General features: G+C 69.6%; 10 protein-coding genes and 1 pseudogene. 6 read left to right on the top strand and 5 right to left on the bottom strand.

Annotated elements, in window-relative coordinates; translation table 11 throughout:
• Positions 1-660, top strand: a 660-nt coding sequence (locus AQI95_RS50485; RefSeq protein WP_279617054.1) for a nucleoside triphosphate pyrophosphohydrolase, incomplete at its 5' end; no start/stop codon positions are given.
• Positions 661-911: 251 nt separating this feature from the next.
• Here AQI95_RS50485 and AQI95_RS41375 read toward each other — a convergent pair.
• On the bottom strand, positions 912-1808 hold the full coding sequence (locus AQI95_RS41375) for a DUF5655 domain-containing protein (protein WP_067136296.1): 897 nt from the start codon (positions 1806-1808) through the stop codon (positions 912-914).
• Positions 1809-1982: 174 nt separating this feature from the next.
• Between AQI95_RS41375 and AQI95_RS49550 the strand changes: the two are divergent.
• Together AQI95_RS49550 and AQI95_RS41370 are read left to right on the top strand one after the other, a co-directional pair.
• Positions 1983-2096, top strand: a pseudogene (locus AQI95_RS49550) (IS5 family transposase); the annotation flags it as partial.
• A gap of 243 nt (positions 2097-2339) precedes the next feature.
• Complete coding sequence (locus AQI95_RS41370; protein WP_067136288.1) at positions 2340-7766, top strand: sacsin N-terminal ATP-binding-like domain-containing protein; 5427 nt, start codon at positions 2340-2342, stop codon at positions 7764-7766.
• A 452-nt stretch (positions 7767-8218) separates the two neighbouring features.
• Here the strand turns inward: AQI95_RS41370 and AQI95_RS41365 are convergent, their stop codons facing one another.
• Both AQI95_RS41365 and AQI95_RS41360 read right to left on the bottom strand, forming a co-directional pair.
• Positions 8219-9547 carry a class I SAM-dependent RNA methyltransferase gene (locus tag AQI95_RS41365; RefSeq protein WP_067136285.1) on the bottom strand — a complete coding sequence of 443 codons (1329 nt, stop codon included), beginning with the start codon at positions 9545-9547 and terminating at the stop codon, positions 8219-8221.
• A gap of 90 nt (positions 9548-9637) precedes the next feature.
• Positions 9638-11689 (bottom strand): APC family permease, encoded by a 2052-nt coding sequence (locus tag AQI95_RS41360; RefSeq protein WP_067136294.1) that lies wholly within the window; start codon positions 11687-11689, stop codon positions 9638-9640.
• Between the two features lie 161 nt (positions 11690-11850).
• Here AQI95_RS41360 and AQI95_RS49990 point away from each other — a divergent pair, with 161 nt between their 5' ends.
• From AQI95_RS49990 to AQI95_RS41350, 3 genes are all read left to right on the top strand, one after another.
• Positions 11851-11979 carry a hypothetical protein gene (locus AQI95_RS49990; RefSeq protein ID WP_279617055.1) on the top strand — a complete coding sequence of 43 codons (129 nt, stop codon included), beginning with the start codon at positions 11851-11853 and terminating at the stop codon, positions 11977-11979.
• Positions 11980-12124: 145 nt separating this feature from the next.
• Positions 12125-12796, top strand: coding sequence for a potassium channel family protein (locus tag AQI95_RS41355; protein WP_067136283.1), 672 nt, complete (start codon positions 12125-12127; stop codon positions 12794-12796).
• A complete protein-coding gene (locus tag AQI95_RS41350; protein ID WP_067136281.1) occupies positions 12796-13464 on the top strand; it encodes a potassium channel family protein in 669 nt (222 codons plus the stop codon). Before AQI95_RS41355 ends, AQI95_RS41350 begins: the two co-directional genes overlap by 1 nt.
• Positions 13465-13547: 83 nt before the next feature.
• Here the strand turns inward: AQI95_RS41350 and AQI95_RS41345 are convergent, their stop codons facing one another.
• Together AQI95_RS41345 and AQI95_RS41340 are read right to left on the bottom strand one after the other, a co-directional pair.
• Positions 13548-14309 carry a DUF3159 domain-containing protein gene (locus tag AQI95_RS41345; RefSeq protein WP_067136278.1) on the bottom strand — a complete coding sequence of 254 codons (762 nt, stop codon included), beginning with the start codon at positions 14307-14309 and terminating at the stop codon, positions 13548-13550.
• Between the two features lie 3 nt (positions 14310-14312).
• Positions 14313-14711, bottom strand: coding sequence for an OB-fold nucleic acid binding domain-containing protein (locus AQI95_RS41340; RefSeq protein ID WP_079071913.1), 399 nt, complete (start codon positions 14709-14711; stop codon positions 14313-14315).
• Positions 14712-14747: the final 36 nt, after the last annotated feature.

Raw genomic sequence — 14747 nt, 5'->3', positions numbered from 1 at the left:
AAGCACATACGTGAGAAGTACGACGTCAGCCGGCCGACGCTGGCCCTCCGGGAAATGCACCGGGTCCCAGCCCGTGACGTCAAGGCCAAGGTGCTGAAGTGCGCGCACATCGCCACCGCGCCCGCACCCGTAGTCCAGGACTGCCATCCCAGGACGCAACTGGAGATCGCCGAGGGCACGGCGAGCGGGAAGCGAGAGTCTGGCTCGGCCGATGGCCGTGTGATGTCGCTGACTTCCCCAGAGCTGTTGTGTCATCGGTGTCCCTCGATACAACGGACCTGCCGGCTACGACTTCACCGCACCCTACGCTGGAACGTCCTCCTAGATCCAGAGAGGCAGCAAATGGGCAGTTACGGCAAGTTGGTAAGGGACCAGATCCCTGAAATCATCACAGCCGAGGGGCGCGAGCCGATCACATACATTGCCTCACGCGACGAATACCACAGAAGGCTCCGAGAAAAGCTGACCGAAGAAGTCGCCGAGTTTCTATCCGCGGACGACGCTGCTGCCCTAGGCGAGCTTGCCGACGTCTTGGAAGTCGTGCATGCCCTCGCTATGAGCCTCGGCATCGACTCGGTAGCGCTAGAAGAACTGCGCCAGGCAAAGGAACGGGAGAGAGGCGGTTTCACACGTCGGATCGTCTGGACGGGAAACCGGTGATCTGCAGTTCGGGCTCACCAAGGGGCAATCGGACTGACAGATGGAGAGATAACCATCAAGGCTCGTACGGGAGTGCCTATCCGATGCGGTTGGAAGACCGGTCAACATAGCGCGGGATCACCGGTTGGCCAAACCGGCGATCCCGCGCACTATGGATAATCCACCGCCACGGCTGCCCACACGTCGATGCGCTCCACCTACGACCGCAGACACCACACGAGCGCATCCCGCCAGGAGGCCGGCAACGGCGATCACGCCGCCGCGTAGCTCGCCCGGAACAGATCCTGCGCCCGCTCCAGGTCCCTCGACTTACGGAGCTGCACCTCAAGATCGCCCGTCCCGTGGTGACCGAGGCCGGACACGTCTCGGGTGAAGCCCGGAACCAAGTCGACATCCTTCGGGTCGATCTTCAGATAGACCAGTAGTTTGCTGCGCTGCGGCGGGCACACGCAGGCGAAGTTCCTCAACCGCTGATACGCCCAGTAGGTTTTGCGCTCAACTCGGTTCACCCCGTCCCCGAGCCCGAGCAGAACCTCGTCGACCGCGCCCGCCAACTCCATCATCGCCGCTCCCTGGGCGTCCGTCGCCGTAAGGGCAACCGGCTGGCGCCGTGCCCGTCGGGCGACCTGCATGCCGCCGCTCACGGAGGCCACCGTCTCAAGCCCGAGCAGGTCGCTGTCGAAAAGTCGGTAGCGGACCAAGTCGATCGACCTTTGGTGCTCGCGCACGGCATGCACGTCGTAGCGGGTGAAGTCGCCAGCGATGCAGATCAAGCGCGGGCCGCTCCACAAGATCTGGGACGCGGCCGTCGCCCCGAGCCGGTCGCGGACCAGGTGCTCGAACTCGGCTCGGTGGTCCATCAGCCACGCCAGATAGAAGAGACCCTGGCTGATGACGCCGGCGTCGACACCGCGCTTGTACTCCACGATGACCGGCGAGCCGTTCTCGTCCAGCCCGAGCGAGTCGATCCGGCCGCCGTGCACCGGCCCAGTGCCGTACTCGCTCGCCAGGAACCGGACACCCAGCAGCGTCTCCATGTGCGCCTCGACGAGACCCTGCACATCGGCCTCGATCTCAGCAAGACGCGGCACGACCTCGGTCATGCCGCTATTCGTCCTGTCTGTGCGGAACAGCTTCAGGCCCGACAGCTTCCCCTCCTCGGCTCGGAGATCACCAACGCCGAAGGGTGCTGGATTGTTTCCACGAGAGGCTACGGGGCCGTGGAGATCGTGTGAAACCCTACGTACGGCCCGGCCGGAGAGCCTCTGGGCCGCAGCAAGAAGGCGTTCGAAGGTGCCGTCGGCGGCCCAACGGGCGAATCGTGGGCCGCCGACGGCACCTGGGAGAAGGTCCTCACCGCGCTGCTCGTCCAGGCAGATGCCGAAGGCGAGCTTGACTGGGTCGTCGCCGTCGACTCCACCGTCGTGCGGGCTCATCCCCATCCCTCGCATCCCCATCCCTCACCACCAGACCAACGATCCGGTGATCGGAAAGACACCTGCAGGCCCCGGCCTCACGGACACCCCGTGAACAGGGGACTGAACAAATCCGAGGCCGTTCGACGGTGGACCAAAAGGTCAAGCTCAGCTCGGAACCGCGCTCCACAGGGTGGTCCCTCGCGCCCCCCGATGTCAGTGCGGCGGGATACCGTCCTCATCACGCTGAGGTGAGGGAGAACCATGGCGAGGAACGTCTGGGCCGAGCAGCTGCGGGAGTACGGCCGGTCCGTGCTGGAGGGGGCCCGTTCGGAGCAAGTCCTGCGCATGGCACGGCAGGTGAACGCCGTGTCATACACGAGCGCACGGGAGTACGCCGGCCGCTCGCTCTTCGAGTTGCTGCAGAACGGCTACGACGCGCATCCGAGGGACCGCCGCGACGGACGGATCCACGTCCTGCTGGATGAGGCGGAGGGCAAGTGGGGGACGTTGTACGTCGCCAACGGCGGCACTCCCTTCACCTGGCGGAACGTCGAACGGATCTGCGAGCTCGCGCAGAGCTCGAAGGAGGTTGGCGAGGGCATCGGCAACAAGGGCGTCGGGTTCCGTAGCATCCTGCTGATCAGCGACGCGCCCGAGATCTACAGCGCAGACCCCGACAGCCCGATCGGCCCGGAACTGGACGGGTACTGCTTCCGCTTCGCGCAGAAGGCCGACGTGGAGGAGTTCCTCGCCGGTGAGGACAACGCCCACGAAGTGGCCGCCAAGTATCCCCCGCTCCAGGCACCCCTGCCGCTGGACGATGTGCCCGCAACCTGCCGGCAGTTCGCCGCCCAGGGGTACGTGACCGTCGTCCGGCTGCCCCTGCTGAGCGAGGCCGCCCGGGCCGAGGTCCGGCTGCGGATGCGCGAGCTCGCGGGAGCGAAGGTACCCGTGATGCTGTTCCTCGACCGGCTCGCTGGCCTGACGCTGGAACGGCGGGCCACCGGTGGCGAGGCGGGCGAGCTGGACGACGACCACGGGACGCACGAGTGGCACGAGCTTTCCCGCTCCGAGGAGCCCTTCGCGGTGGCGCGGGACGGCGCCGGGCACGAATTTCCCGTCTCCTTCGCGACCGTGCGCCTGGGCCCGTCCGACACCTTTCTCGTCGCCCGGGGCACCGTGGAGAAGGAACGGCTGAACAGCACGCTCGCCGAGGCCGTCGGTTCCGGGCTCCTCGACGACGCGTGGCAGGAGTGGAAGCGGTCCGCCGTCGTCGAGGTCGCGCTCCCGCTGCCCGCGACGCGCCGACCGCGACGCGGGCAGATCTACACCTTCCTGCCGATGGGCGAGGACCAGGCCGCGCCGTTCCCGGGGCACGTGAACGCCCCGTTCTTCACCAAGTTCGACCGCACCGGGCTTCCCCCCGACAACCCCCTCAACGTGCTGCTGCTCGACGCGGTCGCCGAAACCTGTCTGGCGGCCGCCGCGCAACTGCGTACCGTGCCCGATCCGGCCATGCGGCAGCCGGCCGTGGACCTGGTGAGCTGGGAGAGTGAGAAGGGCTCGCCAGGGCGGCTCCGCGCGGCGGCCCTGCACGTGCACGGGAGCGAACTCGCCGACGTACCGCTCGTGCCCGTCCTCGCCGCCGACGGCACCCCACCGGAAGCGTCCTGGGCCCCGCCCCGCGACGCGGTCCTGTGGCCGGACCTCGACCTGACCGTCCTCACGGCACACCGCGCGCACAAGGCCGGGATCGTGGTGGCGGACCCCGAAACCGGCGGCGACCGGCTGAAACGGCTGGCCACCCTGTGCAAGGCCCTCGGGTGCCCGTGGGAGCCGAGCCCGGAGATCCTCGCCGAGTACGTGGAACGGATCGCCCGGGGCCTTCCCCTCCCCGGGCCCGGTGAATCCCCCGAGCAGTGGAGCGCGCTGTACGAGGACCTGGCCGCCCTCTTCGCGGACAACGGGCACGTCCTGCACGGCAGGCAGTTGCTGCTCGCAGAGGACTGCACACGGCAGCACACCAACCGTCCCCCCGGCAGGACAGGTACGGGCACGAGTACACGTGCATGGGGCAAGCCGGGCGGTCAGGGTGCCCGCCGCGAGGCGTTCTTCCAGCCGGTGCGTACGGAGACGAACCAGACCGAGGCCCCCTCCGTTCCTGCCCCGCTCCGCAAGCGGTTGTTCTACCTGCACCCGGGGCTGGTCTGGAAGGACCGCGGCGAGCACACGCGCGGGCGGGGCGCCCGTGCCTTCCTTGAGGAGGAAGGGCTCGTCCGGCCGTACGACACGAGAAGCCTGCTGGACCACGTGCGGCAGGCACTCAGCGCGAGCACCGATCTCCGACTGCGGCTCCAGACACTGCGGTTCGTCTTCCGGCTGTGGCAGCCGCGGCGTTCGCTGGGCGGGACGGAGATCTCCTCGCTGGGACTGTACGTACCGTCGGCGGACGGCCGGCTGATCAGGGCGCGCGACGCCGTCTTCGGCCGGGGCTGGGGCCGCGCGTCCGCCGGTGAGGACCTGGCGGCGGTGGTCGCCGCCGGGCAGGACGTGTCGAAGAGCCTCAAGGCGATCGCTGGACGCCTCCTCGCCGCGCCTGAAGAGTTCGCCAAGCGGAGCGAGAGCACCTCTGAGGAGTGGCGGGTGTTCCTGCTGGAGGCCGGTGTGACCGACGGGCTGGTCCCGGTCAGGTCCCCCGACGCCTTGAGCCGGGTGGACCAGGGCCGGGAGCTCACCGCTCGGCGGCTGGTCCGCATGGCAAAGGTGTCTGCCGAAGTGCAGGAGCAGTGGGAGCCGTACGTCCGCACCTGGTCCGGTGCCTACTACCCCCGGACGCCGTACCGGGGGACCCCCGCCTGGCGGCTCCCCGGCCAGGACGTAGTCGGACGCCTCGGCCGGGAGGCCCGGCTGGCGTACGCACGGCTTGTCCTGCACGGCCTGGCCAGCTGGAACGACGAGAGGTTCACCAGCGTCTGGACCAGTGCCGGCAGCCAGAGTTCCCCGGACACGGAACGGGTCCCGACCCCGCTCGGCGCCTTCGTCCGGGAGCAGCCGTGGCTCCCTGTGCGGGGCCGCGACCGGGCCGTCCGGTTCGTCCGGCCGGCCGACGCCTGGCACTGCCCGCCCGGGCTGGAGGAGGAGCCGACGTACGCGCCGACCGTCGACCATCGGCTGCGCCACCTCCTGGAACGCGGGAAGACGGGCGACCGCCTGCGGGAGATGCGGCTGCCCACCTGGGACGACCCCCGGGACAGCCACCGTCTCATCGCCGCGCTGGGACGGCTCGCGGCGGAGGGCGCGCTAGGAGCCGAGGACCGGCCCGCCGCGCAGCGCGCCAACGAACGCGCCTGGAGGCACCTCGTACGGCGTTCCCGTCCCGCACTGCCCGAGGGCGCCAGTGTGCTCGCTGAGGCCGGGGACCGGCTGATCAGCGTACCGCTGGCCGCCCTGGACGGCGGGGAGAGCGATGACGACGGTGATGCCCGGACCGTGCTCTACGTCAGCGGTGAACGTGACAGTCTGACGGCCCTGCTGGTACGGGAGATGGCGCGCCCCCTGCTCATCCTTCCCGGTGTCGCGGCTGAGGCCGCCACGCTGCTGGCGGCCGGACACCCCGCGGGCGTCCGGCACACTGACGACCTGAAGTTCACGGTGACCGTGGACGGCGCACAGGTGGATGCCGCGGCCATGGGAGAGCCACTGGTCCAGCGGTTGCCCTGGCTCACGCTGGCCGTGGGCGTTCTCTGTGACCACCTAGCGCGCGGCCCCCGGGCGAGCGAGGCCGAGCTGAGCGAGCTGACGTCCCTGGTCCGAGGCATACGGCTGCACCGCTACCGCTCCTGGGACATCGAGCTCGGCGGCCGGCCCGTGACGTTGCCGGGCCGCCTCGGCGGAGTGCTGCCACTGCCCGATCCGAAGCATCCGCTGGTGCTCGCCCCGGCAGGTGAGCCGGGCTGGCCGGAGACCACCCGCCTCGTGGTGGCCGTCGCCGAGCTGCTGGGCCGGCGGGAGTTCGGCGACCGGCTGCGCCTCGCCGCCCACCAGCTCGCCTCCCGCCACGCAGACCTGCTCGAGCCGGGCCACGAGGATCTCGCCGACGCCCTGGAAGTCACGGTCCGCCAGGTCGAGGAGACGAGCCGCCGGATCGACGGCGCCATCGGCGCGGTCCTGGAACGCTGCCGGCCCTTCCTCGTGCATCTGCTCGGCACGGAGACGGCGAACTCGCTGATCCTGCCGCCGCCCGGTGACACCTGGGAGTTCCAGGCCCACCTCGAGGAGTACGCCGCCGAGCTCCCGGTCCCCGTGCCCGACTTCATCGCCAGAGCCCGCGCGGCCCGCGGTACGGACGAGCTGCGGCGCGACCTGGGCATCGGATTCGCCGAGCTGAACGGCACCCTGCGCGCGATGAGCCTGGATGCGGTCAGCCACGCCGATGAGCATGAGGAAGCGCTCCGCATCTACCTCGACCTGCGCAGGAGGGAGCTCGTCAACCGGCTGCGCTGGGCGTTGCTGGAGGATTTCGACGCCCGTCGCCCGATGCCCGACTGGCCCTCGGTCCGGGCACTGGACTGGATCACCGCGCCGGAGACATGGGCGTACACCATGGACACGGCCGATACGGGGATGCTGGAGGCGCACGTAGAGGAGCAGCTGGCGCTGCGCCTGGGCCGCCCGGTGCCGTTGCCCCAGTCGGGCGAACGCCTGCCCGCCCCCGACCAGGTACGCGCCGCGAACCTCCGCACGATCACCGGCCTGGCCACCGAACTAGCTGTCCTGGTCAGGGCGACCGGACACCCATTGCCGACGGCCCTGACCGGAGGCGAGCCAGCTGAGGAGGTCACCGCGCGGCTGGAGGCTGCGGGCGCGCTGGACTTCCGACCTCTGTCTCCCGCCGACGTCGTCGGCTGGCTGGCGGCCCTCGGCCAGTGGCCCGACGGGATGGCGGTGTCGACGGATCCCGAACAGCACGGGTTGTCCGATGCCGACCTGGAGCGGGTGCGCAACGCAGCGGAGCACGAGCGCCGCGAACGGGAGCGCAAACGACGGTCGATCTCCGTCGGCGGCCACGACTTCGAGGTTTCCTCGGGCGACTTCACCGCCCTCACCCGCGAACTCAACCGGGGCCTGCAGAACGGCTCGGCGCCGGGCATCACTGCCGCCGGGCCGCTCCGCTTCACGGATCCCCGTCCCCAAACCGGGCACACTCAGGCGGCCGGTCGCACGCGTGGGCGGCGGTACGGGGGCGACATGAATAACGGTCTGACCGCGGCCCAGCGGGAGGCCATCGGGTACGTGGGCGAGTGGTACGCGTACCAGTGGCTGTGTGGGCGCTACCCGGACCGCATGGACGATACCTGCTGGGTGTCGGGTAACCGTCGCAAAGCCTTCCCCGGTCCGTCCGGTGACGACGGCCTCGGCTTCGACTTCCGGGTCGGCTCCGGCAGCCGGCCCTACCTGTACGAGGTGAAGGCGACCGCGGGCGAAGGCGGCCGCTTCGAGCTAGGAGAGAGCGAGGTCCGCGCGGCCCGCCAGCACGCGGGCAACGACCGCTGGCGCCTCCTGGTCGTCACCCACGCCCTCACCCCGCACAAGGTTGCCATCCAGATGCTCCCCAACCCCTACGGAAGGCGCGGCCGAGGCCGCTACCGAGAGGAGGGCGGAGCATTGCGCTTCTCGTACCTGCTGTGACCTTGACGTTCAAGTCAAGCGCGAGATGAGTCGGGGCTAATCGTCAAGTTCAACGAGCCCGTGCACGGTTGGCGGTAAGAGTGGCTCCTGCCCGCGGGAGCTCTCTGAGACATTCCTGGAACTTCCGGCCGTATCAGCCAGTACGAGCGTGAAACAACGGAATGGCCATTCATGCAGGTCAAGGACCTGCGATGCTCAGACATCGCAGGTCATGGCGTTGCTGGTCTCTTCCCGGGCATCTGATCAGCACGACTCAGTAGGTCTGCGCTCAGCGTCGCCCGCCCTCGGCGCCCCATCGATGCTCGCCACCTCGACAGGGTCTGACCTGCCGACAAGGCGCCTGACATCCCATCAGAACGAGCGTCAAATGAGCGTCACGAGCGTCATTTCAGCGTCAAGATATCGCCCGTAACGCCCACACCGCACATAATGCGCACAGAAAAAACCGCAGGTCAGGAGCCCTTCGCGGCCGGTTCAAGGATCGCGACGCACTCAACGTGGTGGGTCATCGGAAACAGATCGAACGCCCTCAGCATCCGCACCCGGTACCCGCCCTCCCGGAAGTACCCCAAATCCCGAGCCAGCGCAGCGGGATCGCAGGCGACGTAGGCGATGCGGCGGGCGCCGAGGGAGGAGAGGTGGGCGACCGTCTCGCGGCCCGCGCCGGCCCTCGGCGGGTCGAGGACGATGAGGTCGACCTCGGTGATGCCCGTGCGCGGCAGGACCGACTCGACCTTGCCCTGCTCGATGCGGACCCGGGGGAAGTCGGCGAGGTTGTGCCGCGCGTCCTCGACCGCCCGCTTGCCGGACTCGATGCCGAGGACCGCGCCCTTCTCGCCGAGGCGGTCGGCGAGGGCGCCGGCGAAGAGGCCGACACCGCAGTAGAGGTCCAGGGCCATCTCGCCCTTGCGGGGCAGCAGACCCTGCATGACGGCGGTCACCAGGGTGTCCGCCGCCTTCGGGTGGACCTGCCAGAAGCCGCCGCCCCCGACGCGGTGGGTACGGCCGTCCGCGCGCTCGCGGACGAAGGGGCGGCCGTGGACGCGGTGGACGCCGCCCGACTTCTCGTCGACCCGCAGCACGGAGACCGGCTTGTCCAGTTCCACCAGCGGCAGGCGCGCGCCGGGGCGCGGCGTCAGGATCACCTGGCGGTCCTGCGAACCCGTCGCCGCGATCGCCTCGACCGACTCCATGCCGGTCCAGTCCCGCCGCTCGATGCCCAGCTCGCTGACACCCTCCGCCGCGATCATGCAGTGGTCGATGCGCTCGACCTCGTGCGAGCGGTGGCGGCGCAGGCCCGCGTGGCCCTCGGCGTCGACGGCGTACTGGACCCGGGTGCGCCACTGCGGGACCTGGCCGGCGGGCAGCTTGTCGCCCTCGGCCGGCATCACCGTGCCGTCCCAGCCGGCCTCCTCGGGCGTGAGGCCCGCGAGCCGCTTGAGCTGCTCGGCGATCACCTCGCCCTTCAGCCGGCGCTGGGCGCCCGGCTTGGCGTGCTGCCAGTCGCAGCCGCCGCAGCGGCCCGGCCCGGCGAAGGGGCAGGCGGCCTCGATGCGGTCCTTGGACGGCTCCAGGATCTCGACCGCGTCCGCGCGCAGGAAGCGGGCGCCCTCCTCGCCCTCGGTCACCCGGGCGACCACCCGCTCACCCGGCAGCGCGTGCCGGACGAACAGCACCTGGCCCTCTGCGGTACGGGCGATGCAGTGGCCACCGTGGGCGACGGGGCCGATCTCGACCTCGTACTCCTCGCCCACCAGAGACTTCGTCGGTTCTGCCTGCATGGCGGGGTGACTCCAGATCCAGAAAGGGAAACGGCCGCAAACCGGTGGGCCGGACAACAGCCCACCAGTCTACGGCCTCGCCGCTCCCTCTCAGTCCTTCGCCGCCGACGGCTCCTTCGGCCGCTCCGCCGCCGGTCCCCGTCGCACCGAGCCCGGCGCGTTCCACTCCTGCCGCTTGCGGGCCCGCAGCTTGGCCGCCTCGGAGGACTCCAGCTGGTAGGGCACGGAGGTGACCATGACGCCGGGGGTGAACAGCAGGCGGCCCTTCAGGCGCAGGGCGCTCTGGTTGTGCAGCAGGTGCTCGTACCAGTGGCCGACGACGTACTCGGGGATGATCACCGAGACGGCGTCCCGCGGGGACTCGTTGCGCAGGCTCTTGACGTACTCGATCACCGGGCGGGTGATCTCGCGGTACGGCGAGTCGAGGACCTTCAGCGGTACGTCGATACCGCGCTGCTCCCACTCCTCGCGCAGCGCCTTGGTCTCGGCCGGGTCGACGTTGACCGTCAGCGCCTCCAGGGTGTCCGAGCGCATCAGCTTGGCGTAGGCCAGCGCGCGCAGGGTGGGGCGGTGGATCTTGGAGATCAGGACGACCGAGTGCACGCGGGACGGCCGTACCAGGTCGTCGTCCGAGTCCTCGGGGGCGGCGATCTCCTCGGAGACGCGGTCGTAGTGCTTACGGATCGCGGTCATCGTCGCGTAGAAGATGCACATGCCGAGCACGGCCACCCAGGCGCCGTGCGTGAACTTGGTGACCAGCACGACGACCAGCACCAGGCCGGTGAGGAAGGCGCCGAACGCGTTGATCGCGCGCGAGCGCACCATGTGGCGGCGCTTGGCCGGGTCCTTCTCGACCGCGAGGTGCCGGTTCCAGTGCCGGACCATGCCGGTCTGGCTGAGCGTGAAGGACACGAACACGCCGACGATGTACAGCTGGATCAGACGCGTGGAGTCCGCGCCGTAGATGACGGTCAGCAGGGCCGCGGCGCCCGCGAGCAGCACGATGCCGTTGGAGAAGGCGAGGCGGTCGCCGCGGGTGTGCAGCTGACGCGGCAGGTAGCGGTCCTGGGCAAGGATCGAGCCCAGCAGCGGGAAGCCGTTGTACGCGGTGTTCGCGGCGAGGAAGAGGACCAGCGCCGTGGCCGCCGCGAGGACGACGAACAGGAAGCTGCCCTTGCCGAAGACCGCCTCGGCGACCTGCGAGATCACCGGGTTCTGCACATAGCCGGAGCCGATCGGGAGACCGTTGTGGATCAGGTCGGTGGCCGGGTTCTCGGCCATGCGGACCTTGGTCGTCATGGCGAGGACGATGATGCCGCAGAACATGGTGACGGCCAGCAGGCCCATCATCGTGAGCGTGGTCGCCGCGTTCTTGGACTTGGGCTTGCGGAAGGCCGGGACGCCGTTGGAGATGGCCTCCACACCGGTCAGCGCGGCACAGCCGGAGGAGAAGGCGCGCAGCAGGAGGAAGACGAGCGCGAAGCCCGCGAGGCCCTGGTGCTCGGCCTTGATGTGGAAGTCGGCGGTCGGGGCGCGCATGGCGTCGCCGAGGACCAGACCGCGGAAGGCGCCCCAGGCGATCATGACGAAGACGCCGCCGACGAACACGTACGTCGGGATCGCGAAGAGCTTGCCGGACTCCTTCACGCCCCGCAGGTTCATCAGCGTCAGCAGCACGATCACGACGACCGCGCAGAGCACCTTGTGCTCGACCACGAACGGGACCGCCGACCCGAGGTTCTCGATGCCGGAGGAGATGGAGACGGCCACGGTCATGACGTAGTCCACGAGCAGGGCGCTGGCGACCGTGAGGCCGGCCCGGGGGCCCAGGTTGGTGGTCGCGACCTCGTAGTCGCCGCCGCCGCTCGGGTAGGCGTGGACGTTCTGCCGGTAGGAGGCGACCACCGTGAACATCAACACGACGACCGCGAGGGCGATCCAGGGGCTGAAGTGGTACGCCGACACGCCCGTGATGGACAGGACCAGCAGGACCTCGCCGGGCGCGTAGGCGACGGAGGACAGCGGGTCGGAGGCGAAGACGGGCAGTGCGATGCGCTTCGGCAAGAGCGTTTCGCCCAGCCGGTCACTGCGCAGTGCGCGCCCGATCAGGATCCGTTTGGGCACGTCGGTCAGTTTGGACACGACAGAGGATCGTACGGCTTCGAACAGGCACTGGCCCACCCGGTGTCCGGGATCTGCCTCACGAGTGAAATCACAGGCGCACGGAACTACGGATTCCGTGGTCCGCGCGCTCCCCGTGCCTAGATGGCAGACCCCGCCCGTTCTCGCACCTCGGAGGCTCCATGCCCGCGACCGCGGAGCTGATCGGGGCGATGCTCGCCCTGCTCACCCTCGGAATCCTGACCCTGTGCAGCGTGCGCAGCATCACTCGGCGGCGCCCGCCCCCGGCGATCACCGACGCGGACCGCTGACGCCGCCCGCGCACCTGATCGCGGACCGTGATCACGGCGAACCCGCGCACGGGGGTGCCCACCCTCCCGTGCCCGTGTATAGCTTTGGGCGTCGGTCTGAGACCCTGATGCTGAGCAGTAACTTTTGGACACCGGAAGGACGGTCGTGCACATCGTCATCATGGGCTGCGGAAGAGTGGGTTCCGCTCTTGCCCAGACCCTGGAGCAACAGGGCCACACGGTCGCCGTGATCGACCAGGACCCCACCGCCTTCCGCCGGCTGGGCCCGGGATTCGGCGGTCGCCGGGTCACCGGCGTCGGCTTCGACCAGGACACCCTGCGCGAGGCAGGCATCGAGGAGGCCGGCGCCTTCGCCGCCGTCTCCAGCGGTGACAACTCCAACATCATCTCCGCCCGCGTGGCCCGCGAGATGTTCGGTGTGGAGAACGTCGCCGCCCGTATCTACGACCCGCGCCGCGCCGAGGTCTACCAGCGTCTGGGCATCCCCACGGTCGCGACCGTGCGCTGGACCGCCGACCAGATGCTGCGCCGGCTGCTGCCGTCGGGCGCCGAGCCGCTGTGGCGCGACCCCACCGGCGGGGTGCAGCTCGCCGAGGTGCATGCCTCCGCGAAGTGGGTCGGCCACAAGATCAGCAACCTTCAGGAGGAGACGGGTGTCCGCGTGGCCTTCCTGACGCGTCTGGGCGAGGCGATCCTGCCGACCTCGCAGACGGTCCTCCAGGAGGGCGACCTCGTGCACGTGATGATGCGGACGGACGACGTGGACAAGGTCGAAGCCGCGTTCGCCCAGGGTCCGGAAGAGGAGGGCGGTCACTGATGAGGGTCGCCATTGCCGGAGCCGGCGCCGTCGGCCGCTCGATCGCGGGCGAGCTGCTGGAGAACGGCCACGAGGTCCTGCTCATCGACAAGGCTCCGACCGCCATCTCGGTGGAGCGGGTGCCCCAGGCGGAGTGGCTGCTGGCCGACGCCTGTGAGATCACGTCCCTGGACGAGGCGGCGCTGCAGCGCTGCAACGTCGTCATCGCCGCGACCGGCGACGACAAGGTCAACCTGGTCGTGTCGCTGCTCGCCAAGACGGAGTACGGCGTCCCGCGCGTCGTCGCCCGCGTCAACAACCCCAAGAACGAGTGGCTGTTCAACGAGTCCTGGGGCGTGGACGTCGCCGTCTCCACCCCTCGCCTGATGTCCGCCCTGGTCGAGGAGGCGGTGAGCGTCGGCGACCTGGTCCGCCTGCTCCGCTTCAGCCACGGCGACGCGAACCTGGTCGAACTGACCCTGCCCGAGGAGTCGGCCCTGGCCGGCACCCAGGTCGGCGATGTCGAGTGGCCCGAGGACACCTCCCTGGTCACGATCATCCGTGGCACCCGCGTGCTGACCCCGTCCAAGGAGGACTCCCTGGAGGCGGGCGACGAACTCCTCTTCGTGGCCGCGCAGGCCCGGGAGGAGCAGCTGGAGGAGCTGCTGTCGGCGCGCCGGGAGAGCTGACCCCATGCCGGGAGAGCTGAACCCATGAGGAAGGGCGCCCTTGATGCCAAGGGCGCCCTTTTCGTCGTACGACGGCTGTCCGCCTACCGGCGATGCCGTCCGCTCGCCTGCTCGCCGCCCTCGGCCGCCAGCGCCGCCTTGCGCTCCTTCTCGGCCTGCTCCTCCGCCTCCATCTCGGCGAACACGTCGATGGGGGCCGGCGCCTTCGCCAGGAAGACCCAGGTGAGCCAGACCGCCAGCAGGAACGGCGGGATCTTCAGGGCGACCAGGACCCAGCCGAGCTTGGCGGTGTCGGACCACCAGTAGAGCGGGAAGAGGATCGCGCACTTGGCGAGCAGGATCAGCCCCCAGGCCCAACTGGCCTTCGCATAGGCCTTCTTGCGGCCGGGGTTGCGGGTGCGCCAGGAGAGGTTCTCCTTGAAGACCGGGCCGAGGATGATGCCGATCAGGGGCACACCGGCGAGGGTCGTGACGAGGTACGCCAGCGCGAGGCCCAGCGTGTACAGCATGCCGGGGAGGTAGAAGTCCTTGGCGTTGCCGGTGAACATCGCGAACACGACACCGAAGGCCACGCCGAACACCCCGCTGAAGGCGTGCTTGACGGTGTCCTTCATGACGAGCCGGACCACGACCAGCACCAGGGAGACGACCAGCGCGGCGATCGCCGACACGTGCAGGTTCTTGTCGATCGTGAAGATCGCGACGAAGAGCAGGCCCGGCACGACCGTCTCGATCATGCCGCGGACGCCGCCGAACGCCTCGAACAGCGCGGCCTCGGTCACCGCCCTGGCGTCGTCCGGCTGCGCCTGACCGGCGTCTTCGGTCGGCTTGTCGAGGGACGTCACCGGCTACTCCCGTCCAAGGGGTCGCAGTTCGTATTTCGGGTTGAACAGCACCCGGCGGCCCCGGCTCATCGAGATCCGGCCCGATGCGATCAGCCTGCGTCCCGGTTCTATGCCCACGATGGAACGCCTGCCGAGCCACACCACGTCCAGCGCGGCGGAGCCGTCGAACAGCTCGGCCTCCAGGGCCGGAACCCCGGCACGCGGACGCAAGGTGACCGTGCGCAAGGTACCAGTTACGGTGACGATCTGCCGGTCGTGGCAGTCACCGATCCTGGTGCAGCCGGTCGTCTCGGCGTCCTCGCGCAGTTCCTCCGACTCCAGGTCCTCCTGCGACGAGGAGAGCCGGTCGAGCATGCGCCGGAACCGGCCGGCCGGCTTTTCGGAACGAGGAACAGCACTCATACCTGAAGCGTACCGGGGCCCACCGACGCCGCCGTA

The sequence above is a fragment of the Streptomyces yokosukanensis genome, assembly GCF_001514035.1.
In the GTDB taxonomy this organism is placed as follows: Bacteria; Actinomycetota; Actinomycetes; order Streptomycetales; family Streptomycetaceae; genus Streptomyces; species Streptomyces yokosukanensis.
The sequence above is the reverse complement of the archived record's forward strand: the minus strand, read 5'-3'. Positions and strand labels throughout refer to the sequence as shown.